This window comes from Pseudomonas sp. Irchel s3h14 (assembly GCF_900187425.1).
Lineage (GTDB): Bacteria > Pseudomonadota > Gammaproteobacteria > Pseudomonadales > Pseudomonadaceae > Aquipseudomonas.
In genome coordinates this window covers 1-18,361 of sequence record NZ_FYDJ01000014.1, presented here as the reverse complement: position 1 = coordinate 18,361, position 18,361 = coordinate 1, and the positions used below count along the sequence as shown (strand labels likewise).

Genomic DNA, 18,361 nt, shown 5'->3' with positions numbered 1-18,361 from the left:
TCTGTAGGAGCATGGCTTGCCCGCGATGAAGGCGACTCGGTCTCAGGACTGGTCGAGCGCCACACCCGCGCCAACCAGGCCGGAGTACGGTGCCGTCACCAGCCACACCGGGATGCCTTTGAAGTAATCGCTCATGCAGCCCTTGTCGGCGAAGCACCGGGCGAAACCGCTTTCGATGAAGAAATCGGCAAACCGCGGAATCACCCCGCCCACGATGTACACGCCACCACGCGCACCGGTGGTCAGCACGTTGTTGCCGGCCACACGCCCCAGCCAGCAGCAGAACTGCTCAAGGACTTCCAGGGCAATCGGATCGCCGGCCAGACCGGCCGCGGTAATCGACTCGGGGGAATCCAGCACCGGTTCATGACCGTCCACCGCACAAATCGCCCGATAGACCCGCGGCAAACCGCTGCCGCTCAATGCCGTTTCAGCGCTGACATGGCCGATCTCATTGAAGATGTGCTGCCACAACTGAGTTTCCCGCGGACTGCTCAGCGGCAAATCGACGTGACCGCCCTCCCCCGGCAACGCAGCGAAACGACCTTCGCCCAGATCCAGCAACGTGCCAACACCGAGGCCAGTCCCCGGACCGATCACCACCGCCGGCCGCAACGGTTCCGGCGTACCTTCGCAGACCACCCGAAACTCGTCCGGCTGCAAACGGGTCATGCCCAGCGCCATCGCCGAGAAGTCGTTGACCAGCAACAGTTGATCCACCTGCAAGGTCTGGCAGAACCCCTTGCGGCTCAGTCGCCAGTGATTGTTGGTGAACTTGAACTCATCGCCGCTGACGGGACCGGCCACCGACAGGCACACCGAACCGATTGAACCCGGCGCCAGACCCAGCCCGCTCAGGTAGAGGGCAATCGCCTCTTCCGGGCTGGCGTGGTCGGCCGTCGCCAGCACCTGGACCGATTCCAGCTGCTGGTTTTTCCACAACGCGAAACGTGCGTTGGTCCCACCGATGTCACCGACCAAAGCCAGTTTCAATTAAGCGTCTCCAGGGCAGAAGTAAAGGCGCTGGCGCCCTGCTCCGCCGAGCTGAAGGCCATGCGCATGAAACCAAACAGTTCGCGCCCACTGCCAATGTTATTGCCCAACAGGCCCTTGGCAGGTTCGCGCGCTGCGAATTCGTCGGCGTCCACCTTAAGCTCCAGGGTGCCTTTGACGCCATCGACGCGGATGATATCGCCCTCTTGGACGCGTGCCAAAGCGCCGCCCACATACGCTTCGGGGCTGACGTGAATCGCCGCCGGGATTTTCCCCGACGCACCGGACATGCGCCCGTCGGTGACCAGCGCGACTTTGAACCCGCGGTCCTGCAGCACGCCGAGGAACGGCGTCATCTTGTGCAGCTCCGGCATGCCGTTGGAGCGCGGGCCCTGGAAGCGCATCACGGCGACGAAATCCTTCTCGAGCAAACCGGCCTTGAACGCATCAGCCAAGTCCTGTTGATCCTGGAACACCATAGCCGGTGCTTCGACGACCTGATTTTCCAACGCGACGGCGGACACTTTCATCACACCGCGGCCGAGGTTGCCTTCCATCACCCGCAAGCCGCCCTCTGGCGAGAACGCGCGCGCCACCGGACGCAGGATAGTTTCGTCGAGACTTTCGATCGGGCCTTCGCGCCAGACCAGTTCGCCGTTTTCGAGGAACGGTTCCATGGTGTAGCGGCTCAGGCCGTGGCCCAGCACCGTGTTGACGTTTTCGTGCAGCAGCCCGGCTTCCAGCAGTTCGCGGATCAGGAACGACATGCCGCCCGCCGCCTGGAAGTGGTTGATGTCGGCTTTGCCGTTCGGGTAGACGTGGCTCAGGGTCGGCACCACCTCGGAGAGGTCGGCCATGTCTTGCCAGGTCAGTTGAATGCCCGCCGCCATGGCGATCGCCGGCATGTGCAAGGTGTGATTGGTCGAGCCGCCGGTGGCGTGCAGGGCCACGATGGAGTTGACCAGCGAACGTTCGTCGACGATTTCGCCGATCGGCATGAAGTCGCCGCTCTGTTTGGTCAGACGCGTGACCTGATGCGCCGCTTCGCGGGTCAGGGCATCGCGCAACGGGGTGTTCGGGTTGACGAAAGAGGCGCCCGGCAAGTGCAGGCCCATGACTTCCATCAGCAGCTGGTTGGTGTTGGCGGTGCCGTAAAAGGTGCAAGTGCCAGGGCTGTGGTAGGACTTCATTTCCGATTCCAGCAGCTCTTCGCGGCTGGCCTTACCTTCGGCATAGCGCTGGCGCACGTCGGCTTTCTGCTTGTTGGAAATGCCCGAGACCATCGGCCCGCCCGGCACGAAGATCGTCGGCAGATGACCGAAACGCAGCGCGCCCATCATCAGGCCCGGCACGATTTTGTCGCAGATGCCGAGCATCAGCGCGCCGTCGAACATGTTGTGGGACAGCGCCACGGCAGTGGACAGCGCAATCACTTCGCGGCTCGGCAGGCTCAGTTCCATGCCCGGTTCGCCTTGGGTCACGCCATCGCACATGGCCGGGGTGCCGCCGGCGAACTGACCGACGGAGCCGATTTCGCGCAGGGCTTTTTTGATCTGTTCAGGAAAGACTTCGTACGGCTGGTGCGCCGAGAGCATGTCGTTATAGGACGAAACAATCGCAATGTTCGCGGAGTTCATCATCCGCAGACTGTTCTTGTCGTCGGTGCCGCAACCGGCCACGCCGTGGGCGAAGTTGGCGCATTGCAGCTTGCCGCGCATGGGACCGTCGCTGGCAGCACCACGAATCAGTGCAAGGTAAGCCTCACGCGTGGCGCGGCTACGGGCGATAAGCCGTTCGGTGACCTCAAGGACGCGGGGATGCATGTTTAGAACTCCAGGCTAACGGATGTGGCGACCTGATTGTCTATGCTGAACAAGAGCCGTTGTCGATGGGATGACAGACGGTTTTCTTGATCGGTCGGACCAGTTGATTCAGGTCACTCGTTGTAGATTGAACAAAATATTGCCATTAAAAAGGCTTGTTTTCTATTTTTATGCGAATAATCTTGTAATTCCAACAACAAAACGACGGCGGCCCTGTTAAATGACTCTTCGAATCGCAATCAATGGTTTTGGCCGAATTGGCCGTAACGTCCTGCGCGCACTGTATACCCAAGGGTATCGCCAGGATCTGCAGATCGTTGCCATCAATGACCTGGGCGACAGCGCGATGAACGCTCATCTGCTCAAGTACGACACTGTTCACGGCACGTTCGATGCCGATGTCCAGCACGATCAGGAAACCCTGACCGTCAACGGTGACCGTATTTCAGTCAGCGCCATTCGCAACCCGGCCGAGCTGCCGTGGGCTGCCGAGCAGATTGACGTCGTATTCGAATGCACCGGTTTGTTCACCGACCGCGCCAAAGCCGCCGCGCATATTACGGCCGGCGCACGCAAAGTGATCATCTCCGCCCCGGCCAAAGGCGCCGACGCCACGGTGGTATATGGCGTTAACCACGACATTCTGCGCCAATCGCACCAGATTATTTCCAATGCTTCGTGCACCACCAACTGCCTGGCCCCGGTGGCCCAGGTGTTGCACCGCGAGCTGGGTATCGAAAGCGGTCTGATGACCACTATTCACGCCTACACCAACGATCAGCACCTGACCGACGTCTATCATGTCGATCCGTACCGTGCGCGTTCGGCCACCCAGAACATGATCCCGAGCAAAACCGGCGCGGCTGAAGCGGTCGGTCTGGTGCTGCCGGAACTGGCGGGCAAACTGACCGGCATGTCGGTGCGTGTTCCAGTGATCAACGTGTCGCTGGTGGACCTGACCGTGCAACTCAAGCGCGAAGCGTCGGCCGATGAAGTGAACGCGCTGCTGAAAGAAGCCAGCCAGCACTCGAAGATTCTCGGTTACAACACCCTGCCGCTGGTCTCCAGCGACTTCAACCACAACCCGCTGTCGTCGATCTTTGACGCCAACCACACCAAGTCCAGCGGCAAGCTGCTCAAGGTGCTGGCCTGGTACGACAACGAATGGGGCTTCTCCAACCGCATGCTCGATAACTGCCTGGCGCTGTGCAACGCTGAATAAGCCGCCGTGAAAAAGCAGGAGCAGCACCGATGATCGGTATCAGCTTTACGCAAAAGACCATGGCAGCGCGCAAGCGTATTGCCTTGGTCGCCCATGACCACTGCAAAGTGTTTTTGCTGGACTGGGCCGAGCGGCAGAAAGACAGGCTCGCACAGCATGAACTGGTCGCCACTGGCACCACCGGGTTGTTGTTGCAACAACGCCTGGATTTGCCTGTGGAAAGCATGATCAGCGGCCCATTGGGCGGCGACCAGCAACTCGGTGCGCGAATCGCCGAGCAGCGGGTCGACATGCTGGTGTTCTTCTGGGACCCGTTTGAACCACAGCCGCACGACCCGGACATCAAGGCGTTATTGCGAGTCGCGGCGGTCTGGAACATTCCGGTGGCCTGCAACGAATGCAGCGCCGACTACCTGCTCAGCAGCCCGATGATGGAGCAGGCGCACGAACATCGGATCCCCGATTACGCGACCTATCTGCTGGGCCGCGCCTGAACCTTCACAAATCAATACTTGACCACTCGAGCGGATGATAAGCATTATCATTCGCTCGAAATGGATCAGGTCCTCCCGTGAGTCAATCTCGCTTCAATCACGTCTTCATCGCCCAGCGAGTGTCTCTGCTGCGCACATTGGAGCGGATGGTCAACAATCACAGCACCGCCGAAGACCTCCTGCAGGAGACCTACCTGCGAGTGACCCGGGCGCTCAGTGAGCGGGCCATCGATCACCTTGAACCGTTCGTTTTCCAGACCGCCCGCAACCTGGCGCTGGACCATTTGCGTGCGCGGCGCATTCAGTCGCGCACGATGCTCGACGACGTGCCGCTGGACGTGGTGGAAAGCGTCGCCGCCCCTGCCAGCAGTGCCGAGGACGCCGCCCATGCCGAACAACTGCTTGAGCGCTTGAACGTGAGCCTCAATGAACTCAGCGCCCGTCAGCAGCAGATTTTCATCCTCAGTCGTCTGCACGGGCACAGCTATCTGGAGATCGCCGAGAAGCTTGGCGTGTCATTGAGCACCGTGCAAAAGGAGCTGAAATTGATCATGGCGATCTGCATCGGCGTGGCCGAACGGTTAAACGGCGACTGAATCTGTAGGTTAATTCTCTATGTGTGAGGATGACCTGCACTGACTATCGGGCTTTGCTACCCTTGCCCCACTTTCAAGCTTCACTAAAAAAACAGCGGTGCCAAGACACTGCCGAGGAAACACCGTGACGGACACGCTTCCAGTGCCTCCCCCCGCCCCCCCTCCGTCCTCCCCGGCGCGGGACCCCGCAAGCACGATGGACCAGGCCCTGGACTGGCTGATCGTGCTGGACAGTCCGAGCGAGGAGCAGACCCGACAGTTTCACGACTGGCTGGTCGCCGATCCGTTGCATGCCGAGGCGTTCGCCAAGGCTCAGGCGATCTGGGAGGGCCCGCAGGTCGTGCAATGCGCGCAAAGCCTGGCCGTCCGGCCGCCGAAAGTGACCGTCCTGTCGCGCCTGCGCCCGCACTGGAAACCTTTGGCCACCGCCGCCGTGTTGATCCTCGGTTTGTTCAGTTTCAGTAATCTGCCGATTCGCCTGCAGGCTGATCACCTGACCGTGGTCGGTGAACGCCAGCGTCTGCAACTGGAGGACGGCTCGAAGGTCCTGCTCAATACCAATTCGGCCTTCTCCAGCACCATCAACGATCAACAGCGCGTGGCCCGTTTGTATCAGGGCGAGGCGTTTTTCGAGGTGGCGGCCAATCGTGGCCAGCCGCTGGAAATCGACGCTGGGCCAGTCAAGGCCAGCGTTCGGGACACCGCGTTTGCAGTGCGTTATCTGGACGGTGTGGCACAGGTCCGGGTGCAGCGTGGGGATGTCGACTTGCGAGCAACCCGCGATGACGCGCGAATTCGATTGTCCGCCGGAGAAAGCGTCCGCATCGGCCCCAACGGTTTCGATCGCCCCGCCAAACTCGATGCCGCGACCGACCTGGCGTGGGTCCAGGGTCGACTGGTGTTTGAAAACTGCCCGCTAAGCCAGGTGCTGGCAGAGCTGCGCCGTTACTACCCAGGCTGGATCATCAACAACAACGAGCAGTTGGCCGACATCGCCGTCACCGGCAATTACCGCCTCGACCAGCCATTGGACGTGGTTCGTTCGCTGGCCCACATCACCTCGGCGCGACTCCAGGAATTCCCGGCGCTGGTGATTTTGAACTAAATGAGAATTATTTTTACTCGATAGCCAAACCCCGTACGTCTCGTTATAGCCAATGCAATTGATTCGCATCTACTGATTCGGATCAGCACCTATAAAGATTCGTGCGACACGGAGCGCTATCGATGTCCTCTCGCCTTACCCGCCAACCTTCTTCACCTTCTCGCGTGCTGTCGCTGCTGACTGCCGCCATCCTGATGGCCGGCAGCGCGCAACTCTGCGCTGCCACCGCTGCAGAGCAACCGACCCGCAACATGGGTGATTACGCGTTCGCCATCCCTCAGCAGTCGCTGGTCTCGGCACTCAATGCCTTTACCGCCGTGACCGGTTGGCAGGTCGGCTTGCCGGCAGAATTGGCTGAAGGCGTGGCCTCGCCGGGCGTACGGGGTTCGCTGCCGCCAGAGAAAGCCCTCGATCGCCTGTTGGTGGGGACCAACCTGAGCTATCGCAAACTGGGCACCAACAACATCGTGCTGGAGAAGCGCAGCAACAGTAACGCGCTCAACCTGGACCAGGTGACCATTAGCGCCACCCGCCAGGAGCAAGACGTGAACAGCGTGCCGAGCACTGTCACCGTCCACACCCGCGAAGAGCTGGACCGCAACAACGTGAATAACATCAAGGATCTGGTGCGCTACGAGCCCGGTGTTTCGGTGGGCGGCGCCGGTCAACGCGCCGGCCTCACTGGCTACAACATCCGCGGTATCGACGGCGACCGCGTACTGACCCAGATCGACGGTGTGCAGGTGCCCGACAGTTTCTTCAACGGCCCTTACGCCCAGACCAACCGCAACTACGTCGACCCCGAGATCGTCAAGCGCGTCGAGATTCTGCGCGGCCCGGCATCCGTGCTCTACGGCAGCAACGCCATCGGCGGCGCGGTCAGCTACTACACGCTGGACCCGGACGACATCATCAAACCGGGCAAGGATGTCGGCGCACGCCTGAAAACGGGCTACAGCTCGGCCGACGACAGCTGGTTGACCTCCGGCACCGTGGCCGGCCGCACCGGCGACTTCGACGGCCTGTTGCACTTGAGTCAGCGCAATGGTCATGAAACAGAGTCCTACGGCGAAACCGGCGGCACCGGCCTGAATCGCACCGAGGCCAACCCCGAGGACGTGCGCACCACCAACGTGCTGGCCAAACTGGGCTGGGACTACGCCGACGATGCGCGCTTCGGCCTGACCTACGAGCACTACAAGGATGACCGCGACACTAACCAGCTGAGCGCAGTGGGCGGCCCGTTCAACGCAGGACGCGGTTTCGGCTTCTATAAATCCCGTACCGGCAACGACACCGTCACCCGCGAACGCTTCGGTCTGGAACACAGCTTCGGCCTGGACAGCGTCCTGGCTGACAACATCAAGTGGACGCTGAATTACCAGATCGCCAAGACCGACCAGAGCACCGAAGAAATCTACGCGCCGTCGCGCACGGTGCTGCGCAACCGCGATACCACCTACAAGGATCGCCAATGGGTGTTCGATGCCCAGGCTGACAAGTCGTTTGCCATCGCCGACACCGACCACACCATTACTTACGGCACCACGATCAAACAGGACAAAGTCACCGGTCTGCGCACCGGCAGCGGCACCTGCCTGACCGTGGCCGGCGCTTGCCGGGTCATCGGTGCCGCCAGCGCCGCCGACACACTGAAACCCGCCAGCGACTTCCCGGATCCGACCATCAACAGCTACAGCCTGTTCGCCCAGGATCAGATCAGTTGGGGCAACTGGACTTTCCTGCCCGGCGCACGCTACGACTACACCGAGCTCAAGCCGCACATCACCGACGAATTCCTGGTCACCGCCGACCAGAGCGGCAACGGTGTGGTGAGCGAGGACACCAAGACCTGGCATCGTCTGTCGCCAAAATTCGGCACCACCTATAGCTTCAACGACCACTACACCTGGTATGGCCAGTACGCAGAAGGCTTCCGCACGCCGACCGCCAAGGCGCTGTACGGTCGCTTTGAAAACCTGGCCGGCGGCTATCAGGTCGCACCGAATCCTGATCTGGAACCGGAAAAGAGCAAGAGCTATGAAACCGGCCTGCGCGGCCAGTTCGAGGCAGGCACTTTCGATGTGGCGGTGTTCTACAACAAATACCGCGACTTCATCGACGAGAACGCCATCACGCCCGGCTACACGGAGACCACTTTCCAGAGCAACAACATCGCGCACGCCACCATCAAGGGCCTGGAGCTCAAGGGTCGCCTGAACCTGGACAGCTTCGGCGCCCCGACCGGTCTCTACACCCAAGGTTCGGTGGCCTATCTGTATGGCCGAAACGATGACAGCGGCCAGCCGCTTAACAGCATCAACCCGCTGACTGGTGTGTTCGGCCTGGGTTACGACCAGGACAACTACGGCGCCCTGATGAGCTGGACACTGGTCAAACGCAAGACTCGCGTCGACAGCACCAGCTTCAAAACCCCTGACGGCACCAGCACCCAGTTCAAAACCCCGGGCTATGGCGTGCTCGACCTGGCCGGTTTCTACAAGGTGACCGACGACGTAACCGTCAACGCCGGTTTGTACAACCTGACCAACAAGAAGTACTGGCAGTGGGATGACGTGCGCGGTTACGACAGCGTCGGCGAAGCCTCGGTGACTCAACCGGCCAACCTCGATCGCCTGACCCAACCCGGCCGTAACTTCGCGATCAATCTGGTCTGGGATATCTGACCCAGTGTCCTCCCTGCGCTCTTTTCATAGGAGCGCGGGGGATTTTTTTACTGTCTGGCGCCGCCCCGTTCGTCTCGTTACCAAGCGCCTCTTTTTCTCAAGGACTTCTCATGACCGCTCAGGACACTGCTCAACGCCCAGCTCTGCGTTCGCAACGTTTGAACCAGATCACAAACGAGCCTCATACCAAGCTGGATGCCTTGGTCAAAGCCCACGCACCGTTCGAAACCCAGGCCAACTTCGCGCGTTTCGTGGTGGCTCAGTATTTGTTTCAGTCGGAACTGGTGTCGCTGTACAACGATGCCGAATTGACCACCATCGTCCCGGACCTGCCAGCTCGCTGCCGTGCTGAAGCGGCCAAGGCAGATCTGGCGGACCTGGAAACCGAAGTTCCAGCACCCGTCGCCGGTGCGGTGAAGAATCCAACCAAAGCAGAGGCGCTGGGTTGGCTGTTCGTGTCGGAAGGTTCGAAACTTGGCGCGGCGTTCCTGATCAAGCGTGCCGTGGGTCTTGGGTTAAGCGAAACCTTCGGCGCTCGTCATCTCGGTGAGCCGGCCGGTGGCCGCGCTGAAGGCTGGAAGAGCTTCGTCAAAACCCTCGACGGGCTGGAACTCAGCGCACAAGAAGAAGCCGAGTTGGATAAAGGCGCTATCGACGCGTTCAACCGCTTCACCGTACTGCTGGAACAGGCTTACACCACCACCCCAGAACTCGCCTGACACCCCCCTTCTGTAGGAGCAAGGCTTGCCCGCGAAGAACGATAACGCGGTCTGCCTGACATACCGCGTCGAACCAATCGCGGGCAAGTCGGGTCGCCGCATCGCTCGCTCCTACAAAAGCATCGTAAATTTTATGAGCACCACTTCAAAACTCGCCCGAATCCTCTTCGGTCTCCTGGCCTACATCAGCCTGGGCATCGGCCTGATCGCCATCGTCGTACCCGGCCTGCCGACCACCGAGTTCATCCTGCTGGCCGCCTGGGCCGCGACTAAAAGTTCGCCGCGCCTGAGCGCCTGGCTGGAAAACCATCGGCTGTTCGGTTCCATCCTGCGCAACTGGCGCAACGGCAAAATCATCGCCCGCCGAGCCAAGGTCAGCGCCACCGTCAGCATGCTGCTGTGCGCCGGGTTGATGCTGGTGATGCTCGATCATGGCTGGCCGATCTATCTGGCGATTGCCGGCATGAGCCTGGGCAATCTGTGGATCTGGTCGCGGCCGGAATCGTTGCCGACAATTTCCTGAATTTCCGTCCTTTTCAGGGCATTTTCCTGCGCAAACGTTCACCTGTTACCGTTCGTCGGCATCGCGTTCATGCAACCTCCGCCCACGCCGATGTGCATTAAATGGCGCTGAATGGACTTGGCGAACCGGGTCGATCCCGACTCACAGCCAACACCTCATCCATTCGCGAGTTCGTCCTATGTTCGACTCTCTCTCCATCCGCCTGAAAATCGTCCTGCTGTCCGGTCTGTGCCTGCTTGGCGTTGTTGTCCTGATCGTCGGCATGAACATCTACCAGACCGATCAGAACGATGAACTGGTCAGCGCCTCCAGCAGCAAGATGCTCACCGCCAGCGTGCAGAACCTGCTCCAGGCCAAGGCCGCCGAGCAAGCGGTGCGGGTGCAGAAGACCTTCGGCGAAAGCCTGCTGGTGGTGACCGCCCTGGCCGATCAGATCAAGGACATGCGCAACATGGCGAGCAAGCGCTCCCTTGACGCCGGCGTCCTGCGTGAAGAGTTGAACCAGAGCCTGAAAACCGCCTTCGAACGCAACAGCAAAGTACTCGGCATCTGGCTGGCATTCGAGCCCAATGGCCTCGACGGCAAGGACAGCGAATTCGCCAACGATGCGGCTCGCCAGTCCAACGAAGCCGGTCGTTTCGCCAGCTACTGGAGCCGTGCTGGCGGTGTCGGGATCAATACGATCATGGTCGAGGACGACATGACCAAAACCACCTTGAGCCTCAGCGGCACACCCTATAACAGCTGGTACACCTGCCCTCGCGACAGCAAGCGCACCTGTTTGCTCGACCCGTATGCCGATACCGTCGCCGGCAAGGAAATGCTGATGACCACCATTTCCGTACCGCTGCTGGTGGATGGCAAATCCATCGGCGTGGTCGGTGTGGACATCGCCCTCGACGCGCTGCAAGCAGCGGCTGTCGACTCCCAACGCGATCTGTTCAATAGCGCCGGGCACATGCTGATCGTCTCTGGCAGCGGCGTGCTCGCCGGTTACAGCGTGGACGCAAGCAAGGTCGGCAAAAGCATCGGCGACACTTTGGGCGCAGACGGCAAGGACGTCCTGCAATTGCTCAGCGGTGGGACGCCGAAAATTCTCGAACAGGGCGACCTGATCCGTGCGGTGTACCCGGTCAGTCCGATTGCCGAGTCCAAAGCCTGGGGCGTGGTGATCGACCTGCCAAAACAAGTGCTGCTGGCCGACTCGGTCAAGTTGCAAGCCGTACTCGATGACGCCCAGCAAAGCGGCACGATCAAAGCGGTGCTAGTCGCTGTCATTGCCGGTCTGGTCGGACTGTTGCTGATCTGGCTGACGGCGTCCGGCGTGACTCGACCGATCAACAGCGTGGCCGAGATGCTCAAGGCAATTGCCAGCGGCGACGGCGACCTGACGCAGCGTCTGCACTACAGCAAGAAAGACGAACTGGGCGAACTGGTGAGCTGGTTCAACCGCTTCCTCGACAAGCTGCAACCGACCATCGCGCAGATCAAACAAAGCATCACCGATGCGCGCGGCACGGCCGACCAGTCTTCGGAAATCGCCCGCCAGACCAGCGAAGGCATGCAGGTGCAGTTCCGCGAAATCGACCAGGTCGCCACTGCGTCCAACGAAATGAGCGCCACCGCCCACGACGTCGCCAACAGTGCGTCGAACGCGGCGAACGCGGCCAAGGGTGCCGACCAGTCGGCCCGCGACGGCATGCAGATCATCGAACGCAGCACCCGCGACATCAATCAACTGGCCGACGAAGTCAGTAAGGCGGTGACCGAAGTCGAAGCACTGGCAGTCAACAGCGAGCAGATCGGTTCGGTGCTGGAAGTGATCCGCAGCATCGCCGAACAAACCAACCTGCTGGCGCTCAACGCGGCGATTGAAGCAGCGCGTGCCGGCGAGAGCGGTCGCGGGTTTGCGGTGGTCGCTGATGAAGTGCGCAACCTGGCCAAACGTACGCAAGATTCGGTGGAAGAAATCCGCATTGTCATCGAGCGCATCCAGACCGGCACTCGCGGCGTGGTTGCTACCATGCATTCGAGCCAGACCCAGGCTCACAGCAACGCCGGGCAGATCCAGCAAGCCGTGCAGGCCTTGGGCAAAATCAGCGACGCGGTGACGGTCATCAGCGACATGAACCTGCAAATCGCCAGCGCCGCCGAACAGCAAAGCGCGGTGGCCGAAGAGGTCAACCGCAACGTCTCGGCAATCCGCACCGTCACCGAAACCCTGACCGGCCAGGCCACCGAATCGGCGCAGATCAGCAGCCACCTCAACTCGTTGACCTCGCATCAGATGAAACTGATGGATCAGTTTCGGGTTTAAACAGGCGCCACCGAACAATGTGGGAGCGGGCTTGCTCGCGAAAGCGTAGTGTCAGTCGATATCAATGTTGCTGACCCACCGCCTTCGCGAGCAAGCCCGCTCCCACAAGGGGATTTCATCCGGCCTGGCAATTTTTTGATCTATGATCAGGCCCTCTCCCGGAGGGCCTTCAATGACTGATTTACTCACGTCCATTCAAGCCGCACTTGGCTTGCCTCACACACAGGTCAAGTTCACCTCAAGCGGCGCCCTGCCCTCGGCGTTTGCCGTCACCGACCTGGCAAGCGCCAGCATTGCCGCTGCCGGCCAGGCTGTCAGCGAATGGTTGCAGCAACAAACCGGTCGCTTACCCAGCCTTGAGGTCGATCGGCGCCTGGCCTCTTTCTGGTTCGCCACTTCGATCCGCCCGGTAGGCTGGAGCGTCCCGCCGCTGTGGGATCCGGTCGCCGGTGACTACGCGACCAATGACGGCTGGATCCGCCTGCACACCAACGCGCCCCATCACCGCGCCGCTGCCGAAACCATTCTTGGTGCCTGCGCTGACCGTGCAGCGATGGCGAGCAAGGTTGCTCAATGGGCCAAAAGCGATCTGGAGCAGGCCGTGGTCGATGCCGGTGGCTGCGCCGCCGAGATGCGTAGCTGGGCGCAATGGCAGGCGCACCCTCAAGGTCAGGCCGTGAACGCCGAGCCGCTGATTCAGTTTGCTGAAAACAGCCGCCAGAACGCGAAACCGTGGCAAGGCTCGGTGGCGCAACCGCTGGCCGGAATCAAGGTGCTGGATTTGACTCGAGTGCTCGCCGGCCCCATCGCCAGCCGTTTCCTGGCAGGCCTCGGCGCCGACGTTTTGCGCATCGACCCACCGACCTGGAACGAACCCGGCGTGGTGCCGGAAGTCACCCTGGGCAAACGCTGCACACGCCTGAACCTGCACGACAAGACTGATCGCGCAGTGTTCGAAAGCCTGCTCAAGGACGCTGACATTCTGCTCCACGGCTACCGCGCCGACGCACTGGAACGCCTGGGTTACGGTGTCGCCGAACGCCAGAAACTGGCGCCCGGCCTGATCGACGTCAGCCTCAATGCTTACGGTTGGAGCGGCCCGTGGCAGAACCGCCGCGGCTTCGACAGCCTGGTGCAAATGAGCAGCGGAATCGCCGACGCCGGCATGCAGTGGAAACGCGCGGACAAGCCGACGCCATTACCCTTGCAAGCGCTCGATCACGCCACCGGGTATTTGATGGCGGCCAGTGCGATTCGATTGTTGGGGCGTAGTGGATCGGCGCGGTTGTCGTTGGCGCGTACGGCGAAGTTGCTGATTGAAAATGGTGCGGGAACAGATGAGCCGTTGCGGGCGGAGGATGACAACGATCAAGGGCTGTTGGTTGAACAGACGCCTTGGGGACCGGCGCATCGACTTCATGTGCCACTGAAGATTACGGGGACGCCGTTGCAGTGGGCTCTTGCGGCCAGCGAACTGGGTTCCCATCGCGCGCAGTGGTGGTGACTGTCCGATAGCCTTCGCGAGCAAGCCCGCTCCCACATTTGACCGGGTTCATCCAGATGGAATGCGATTAAGTGTGGGAGCGGGCTTGCTCGCGAAGGAGCCCGAACATTCAGCATAGATGTTCGATCAATATTCAGTCCGTTCGACTCAGTGATGTCCAAAGCAGCTGCGCCGCATAGCCTCGGTAAGGTCGCCACACTTCAGCGCGCTGCAACAGTTGCCGAGCCGTCACCGCCTCACCTTCAAGCGCTGCCAACGCATTGATCAACCCCACATCCCCGCGTGGAAACGCATCCAGATCGCGCAACTGCCGCAAGGCAATGTATTGCGCCGTCCAGTCACCAATCCCGTGCAACGCCAGCAGCCGCGCAACGCCGCCCTCACGATCCGGCTCAAACAGTAAAGGATCATCGAGCAACGCCTGAGCCACACCCGACAGGGTTCGACCACGGCTTTTCGGCATCCCCAACGTTGCCAAATCCACTGATGCCAAAGCGGCGGCCTGAGGAAATACATGGGTCACGCCGGGCAACGACGAAGCCAACGGCTCGCCATGCTGCGCCACCAGTTTCCCCGCCAGTTTAATCGCCGCGCCCACGCTAATCTGCTGCCCCAACACCGCGCGAATCGCCAACTCCAGGCCATCCCACGCCCCCGGCACCCGCAACCCCGCACGCTCGGCAATCAACCGCGCCATCAAGGGGTCAACAGCCAGTTGCCGATGAATCGTTGCCAGGTCCGCATCCAGATCAAACATCCGCCGCAGCCGCGCGATGATCTCCGGCACCGCCGTTGAATCAGGAAAATCCAGTGTCACTTCAAGTGCATCCGTCGCCGCGGGCTCGATCGAAAACGTGCCATGAACACCGTTCAACCCGATGCTGCGCGAGTAAACGCCGTCAACCACGACCTCGATCCCGACAATCGCCCGCGCCGACAAAAACCCCAGCATCGCCGACCAGTCATAGGGCGGTGGGTACTCCAGCAGCACCTTCATAACGCCTCCGATTTACGCTGACCAGGATGAATTACGTTCGCCCGACAGACTGGAAAAGTCGCGGTGATCGGTCCACTCTCGGACACGGCGACACCCGGATAAGCTATCAATAAAAGAAACTCCGAGGGCAGGCCTGAGGTCTGCCCTGATTCAATGCCTTTTTGAAGGAGAAACGCTAAATGGCTATGTTCGAGCCCGGTCACCTGCACATCGAGCGCCATGCGCTGACCAAGGACGATTACGGTTACAACCTGCACATCGAATATGCAGTCAGCCAGGATCCCAAGGAAGGCGAAGGCATGCTGTTCAAGATGCATGGCACGGTTGGGGACAAGGAGTTGAAGGAAGAATTCTTCCTGCCCAAGGATCAGGCCTTCGACTTCGCCCGGCATGCCACACACATCGCGCAGAAGTACGGGATGCCCAAAGAGGTCAGTATCGGCTCGATACACAAGGAGTACGACGCCATGTTTGAAGATGTGCGGGCGCAGCTCGACGTCAAATCCGGCGACCCGGTCAAACCTGAGCATCTGGATCGAATCTGAAGGCCATGACACTGATCGTTCCCACGCTCCTGCGTGGGAATGCATCCCCTGACGCTCCGCGTCAGTGTGGACGCGGAGCGTCCATGGCGGCGTTACCACGCAGGAGCGTGGGAACGATCAATACATCTCAAGATTTCACCCCAGCCCTCCTCCAAGGCATACTTGCCACCCTCCGCATTCCAGAACCCAAAAACGCCCCATGCGTATCCACGTCAGCTTCATCGACCGCGTCGGCATTACCCAGGAAGTCCTGGCCCTGCTCGGTGGGCGCAATCTCAATCTGGATGCGGTGGAAATGGTTCCGCCCAACGTCTACATCGACGCCCCGACGCTGAGCCCGGAAGTCCTCGAAGAGCTGCGCGATGCGTTGTTCAGCGTGCGCGGCGTGCAAGCGGTGACGGTGGTCGACATTCTTCCCGGTCAGCGTCGGCACCTGCAGCTTGATGCGTTGCTCGCGGCCATGACTGACCCGGTTTTGGCGCTGGACAGTGCCGGCAAGGTGCTGCTGGCCAACCCGGCACTGATTGCGTTGTACGGTCGCGAACCTGACGGCGAAAGCATCGCCGACCTGTTCGCCGACCCGACACTGCTCGAAGCCCTGCTGGAAAACGGCTTCCGCCTGCCGCTACGGGAAGTCACTGTCAACGGCCAGACGTTGCTGCTGGACGCCACACCGATTACCGACGCCGGCGCCCTGCTGACCCTGTATCAACCGAACCGCATCGGCGAACGCCTGTCGGCGCTGCATCATGACCATGCCGAAGGTTTCGATGCGCTGCTTGGGGAGTCCCCGGCGATCCGGACCCTCAAGGCCCGTGCCCAGCGTGTTGCGGCCCTTGATGCGCCGTTGTTGATCCAGGGCGAAACCGGCACCGGCAAAGAACTGGTGGCGCGTGCCTGCCACGCCATCAGCGCTCGGCACAGTTCGCCATTTTTGGCGCTGAACTGCGCGGCATTGCCGGAGAACCTCGCCGAAAGCGAACTGTTCGGCTACGCCCCCGGCGCCTTCACCGGCGCACAACGGGGCGGCAAACCGGGGCTGATGGAACTGGCCAACCAGGGCACGGTGTTTCTCGATGAGATCGGCGAGATGTCGCCGTACTTGCAGGCAAAATTGCTGCGCTTCTTGAACGACGGCAGCTTCCGCCGGGTGGGCGGGGATCGTGAGGTGAAGGTCAATGTGCGGATCCTCAGCGCCACGCACCGCGATCTGGAAAAAATGGTCAGCGAAGGTTCGTTCCGCGAAGACCTCTTCTATCGCCTCAACGTCCTCAACGTCGAAGTCCCGCCCCTGCGCGAACGCGGCCAGGACATCCTGCTGCTGGCCCGCTACTTCATGCAGCAGGCTTGCGCGCAAATCCAGCGCCCGGTCTGTCGCCTGGCGCCCGGCACTTACCCGGCATTACTGGGAAACCGCTGGCCGGGCAACGTACGGCAACTGCAGAACGTGATCTTCCGCGCCGCGGCGATTTGCGAAAGCAGCCTGGTCGATATTGGCGACCTCGATATCGCTGGCACCTCCGTGGCCCGCCAGAGTGACAGCGACGTCGATAGCCTCGAACAGGCGATGGAAGAGTTCGAGAAGACCCTGCTGGAAAAACTCTACGTCAGCTATCCCTCGACCCGCCAACTGGCCAGCCGGCTGCAAACCTCCCACACCGCCATCGCCCATCGGTTGCGCAAGTACGGCATTCCCAATAAGCCATAGGTTCTACTCGGTTGATTGATCGTTCCCACGCTCTGCGTGGGAATGCAGCCCGGGACGCTCCGCGTCCCAAAGCGGACGCAGAGCGTCCATTGAGGCATTCCCACTCAGAGCGTGGGAACGATCATTTACTCAACTCAAAAACGACCTCCATCTGTACTGAAAGCGCTACAGCGGAACGATATCGCTACACCCCCTCCCGATCACCGCTGTGCAAGGCTTTGATCCACTTAGGCTTTTTTCTCCGCCTTGGGCTGTAGCGATTTCGCTACAGCCAGCAAATCCTTGCACCTCGAACAAACATATAAGCTATTGATTTATAACGATTAAAAAACATTGGCCGCGATTTTGCTTAGTAACCGCTTATAAAGCAGGGCTTTTGCCCAAGCATTCAATCGCGTCCACCAGACGAGTCTGGCCCCCTTAGGAGTTTCCATGAGCAAGTTGCGTTTTACTGAAGATCACGAATGGCTGCGTACCGAAGCTGACGGCAGCGTCACAGTCGGCATCACCGCTTTCGCACAGAACGCCCTGGGCGACGTGGTTTTCGTACAACTGCCTGAGCTGCAGTCCTACGACAAAGGCGCTGAAGCCGCCACCGTGGAATCGGTAAAAGCCGCGAGCGGCGTGTACATGCCGCTGGACGGTGAAGTGCTGGAAGTGAACCCGGCGCTGGACAGCAGCCCTGAACTGGTCAACGAAGATCCGCTGGGCGAAGGCTGGTTCTTCCGCTTCCAGCCAACCGATGCATCGGCTGTCGCCAAACTGCTGGATCAAGACGCCTACGACCGTCTGATCAAAGCCAACGCCGAAGCCTGAGGAGCGCTGACATGACCCAAGTAAGCCTGACCACTGCCAACGAATTCATCGCCCGCCACATCGGCCCGCGCGCCGGCGACGAGCAAGCCATGCTCAACAGCCTCGGCTTCGATTCCCTGGAAGCCCTGAGCGCCAGCGTCATCCCCGACAGCATCAAGGGCACCAGCGTCCTCGGCCTCGAAGACGGCCTGAGCGAAGCCGATGCCCTGGCCTTGATCAAGTCCATCGCCGGCAACAACCAGCTGTTCAAGACCTACATCGGCCAGGGCTACTACGGCACCCACACGCCGTCGCCGATCCTGCGCAACCTGC

The 18,361-nt window shown here is 60.7% G+C and carries 15 protein-coding genes and 2 pseudogenes; 14 read left to right on the top strand and 3 right to left on the bottom strand.

Annotation, left to right across the window (positions count from 1 at the left end):
* Positions 1-42: 42 nt before the first annotated feature.
* Both CKW16_RS22785 and edd read right to left on the bottom strand, forming a co-directional pair.
* Positions 43-993: a glucokinase gene (locus tag CKW16_RS22785; RefSeq protein ID WP_095130838.1), complete on the bottom strand. Its 951-nt coding sequence runs from the start codon at positions 991-993 to the stop codon at positions 43-45.
* Positions 990-2,816 carry a phosphogluconate dehydratase gene (gene edd / locus CKW16_RS22780; RefSeq protein WP_046049478.1) on the bottom strand — a complete coding sequence of 609 codons (1,827 nt, stop codon included), beginning with the start codon at positions 2,814-2,816 and terminating at the stop codon, positions 990-992. Before edd ends, CKW16_RS22785 begins: the two co-directional genes overlap by 4 nt.
* A gap of 220 nt (positions 2,817-3,036) precedes the next feature.
* On the opposite strand from edd, the gene gap reads away from it, so the two are divergent.
* The 10 genes and pseudogenes from gap to CKW16_RS22735 all read left to right on the top strand — a co-directional run bounded on the left by gap (position 3,037) and on the right by CKW16_RS22735 (position 13,983).
* Complete coding sequence (gap, locus tag CKW16_RS22775) at positions 3,037-4,038, top strand: type I glyceraldehyde-3-phosphate dehydrogenase (RefSeq protein ID WP_095130836.1); 1,002 nt, start codon at positions 3,037-3,039, stop codon at positions 4,036-4,038.
* A gap of 29 nt (positions 4,039-4,067) precedes the next feature.
* Positions 4,068-4,532, top strand: a complete 465-nt coding sequence (locus tag CKW16_RS22770; RefSeq protein WP_008155845.1) for a methylglyoxal synthase — start codon at positions 4,068-4,070, stop codon at positions 4,530-4,532.
* A gap of 77 nt (positions 4,533-4,609) precedes the next feature.
* Positions 4,610-5,128: an RNA polymerase sigma factor gene (locus tag CKW16_RS22765; RefSeq protein ID WP_033056830.1), complete on the top strand. Its 519-nt coding sequence runs from the start codon at positions 4,610-4,612 to the stop codon at positions 5,126-5,128.
* A gap of 124 nt (positions 5,129-5,252) precedes the next feature.
* A complete protein-coding gene (locus tag CKW16_RS22760; protein ID WP_371918046.1) occupies positions 5,253-6,233 on the top strand; it encodes a FecR domain-containing protein in 981 nt (326 codons plus the stop codon).
* A gap of 122 nt (positions 6,234-6,355) precedes the next feature.
* Positions 6,356-8,920 (top strand): TonB-dependent receptor, encoded by a 2,565-nt coding sequence (locus CKW16_RS22755; RefSeq protein WP_095130832.1) that lies wholly within the window; start codon positions 6,356-6,358, stop codon positions 8,918-8,920.
* A gap of 110 nt (positions 8,921-9,030) precedes the next feature.
* Positions 9,031-9,639 carry a biliverdin-producing heme oxygenase gene (locus tag CKW16_RS22750; RefSeq protein ID WP_095130831.1) on the top strand — a complete coding sequence of 203 codons (609 nt, stop codon included), beginning with the start codon at positions 9,031-9,033 and terminating at the stop codon, positions 9,637-9,639.
* 133 nt (positions 9,640-9,772) lie between these two features.
* Complete coding sequence (locus CKW16_RS22745) at positions 9,773-10,162, top strand: YbaN family protein (protein ID WP_095131002.1); 390 nt, start codon at positions 9,773-9,775, stop codon at positions 10,160-10,162.
* Between the two features lie 178 nt (positions 10,163-10,340).
* Positions 10,341-11,573, top strand: a pseudogene (locus CKW16_RS32935) (chemotaxis protein); the annotation flags it as partial.
* A gap of 150 nt (positions 11,574-11,723) precedes the next feature.
* Entirely contained in the window at positions 11,724-12,479 is a 756-nt protein-coding gene (locus CKW16_RS32930) for a methyl-accepting chemotaxis protein (RefSeq protein WP_371918047.1), read from the top strand.
* Between the two features lie 172 nt (positions 12,480-12,651).
* Positions 12,652-13,983 (top strand): CoA transferase, encoded by a 1,332-nt coding sequence (locus tag CKW16_RS22735; protein ID WP_095130827.1) that lies wholly within the window; start codon positions 12,652-12,654, stop codon positions 13,981-13,983.
* 133 nt (positions 13,984-14,116) lie between these two features.
* Here the strand turns inward: CKW16_RS22735 and CKW16_RS22730 are convergent, their stop codons facing one another.
* Positions 14,117-14,980 (bottom strand): DNA-3-methyladenine glycosylase, encoded by an 864-nt coding sequence (locus CKW16_RS22730; RefSeq protein WP_095130825.1) that lies wholly within the window; start codon positions 14,978-14,980, stop codon positions 14,117-14,119.
* A gap of 179 nt (positions 14,981-15,159) precedes the next feature.
* Here CKW16_RS22730 and CKW16_RS22725 point away from each other — a divergent pair, with 179 nt between their 5' ends.
* The 4 genes and pseudogenes from CKW16_RS22725 to CKW16_RS22710 all read left to right on the top strand — a co-directional run.
* On the top strand, positions 15,160-15,525 hold the full coding sequence (locus CKW16_RS22725) for a DUF5064 family protein (protein ID WP_095130823.1): 366 nt from the start codon (positions 15,160-15,162) through the stop codon (positions 15,523-15,525).
* A 199-nt stretch (positions 15,526-15,724) separates the two neighbouring features.
* Entirely contained in the window at positions 15,725-17,233 is a 1,509-nt protein-coding gene (locus CKW16_RS22720) for a sigma-54-dependent transcriptional regulator (RefSeq protein WP_046049473.1), read from the top strand.
* Positions 17,234-17,665: 432 nt separating this feature from the next.
* Positions 17,666-18,049, top strand: a complete 384-nt coding sequence (gene gcvH, locus CKW16_RS22715) for a glycine cleavage system protein GcvH (protein ID WP_095130820.1) — start codon at positions 17,666-17,668, stop codon at positions 18,047-18,049.
* Positions 18,050-18,060: 11 nt separating this feature from the next.
* A pseudogene (locus tag CKW16_RS22710) lies at positions 18,061-18,361 on the top strand (glycine dehydrogenase (aminomethyl-transferring)); the annotation flags it as partial.

Coding starts and splice junctions, on each gene's coding strand:
- edd (WP_046049478.1), bottom strand. CDS start 2,816: ATGCATCCCCGCGTCCTTGAGGTCACCGAACGGCTTATCGCCCGTAGC.
- CKW16_RS22745 (WP_095131002.1), top strand. CDS start 9,773: ATGAGCACCACTTCAAAACTCGCCCGAATCCTCTTCGGTCTCCTGGCC.
- gap (WP_095130836.1), top strand. CDS start 3,037: ATGACTCTTCGAATCGCAATCAATGGTTTTGGCCGAATTGGCCGTAAC.
- CKW16_RS22730 (WP_095130825.1), bottom strand. CDS start 14,980: ATGAAGGTGCTGCTGGAGTACCCACCGCCCTATGACTGGTCGGCGATG.
- CKW16_RS22720 (WP_046049473.1), top strand. CDS start 15,725: ATGCGTATCCACGTCAGCTTCATCGACCGCGTCGGCATTACCCAGGAA.
- CKW16_RS22755 (WP_095130832.1), top strand. CDS start 6,356: ATGTCCTCTCGCCTTACCCGCCAACCTTCTTCACCTTCTCGCGTGCTG.
- CKW16_RS22770 (WP_008155845.1), top strand. CDS start 4,068: ATGATCGGTATCAGCTTTACGCAAAAGACCATGGCAGCGCGCAAGCGT.
- gcvH (WP_095130820.1), top strand. CDS start 17,666: ATGAGCAAGTTGCGTTTTACTGAAGATCACGAATGGCTGCGTACCGAA.
- CKW16_RS22750 (WP_095130831.1), top strand. CDS start 9,031: ATGACCGCTCAGGACACTGCTCAACGCCCAGCTCTGCGTTCGCAACGT.
- CKW16_RS22725 (WP_095130823.1), top strand. CDS start 15,160: ATGGCTATGTTCGAGCCCGGTCACCTGCACATCGAGCGCCATGCGCTG.
- CKW16_RS22735 (WP_095130827.1), top strand. CDS start 12,652: ATGACTGATTTACTCACGTCCATTCAAGCCGCACTTGGCTTGCCTCAC.
- CKW16_RS32930 (WP_371918047.1), top strand. CDS start 11,724: ATGCAGGTGCAGTTCCGCGAAATCGACCAGGTCGCCACTGCGTCCAAC.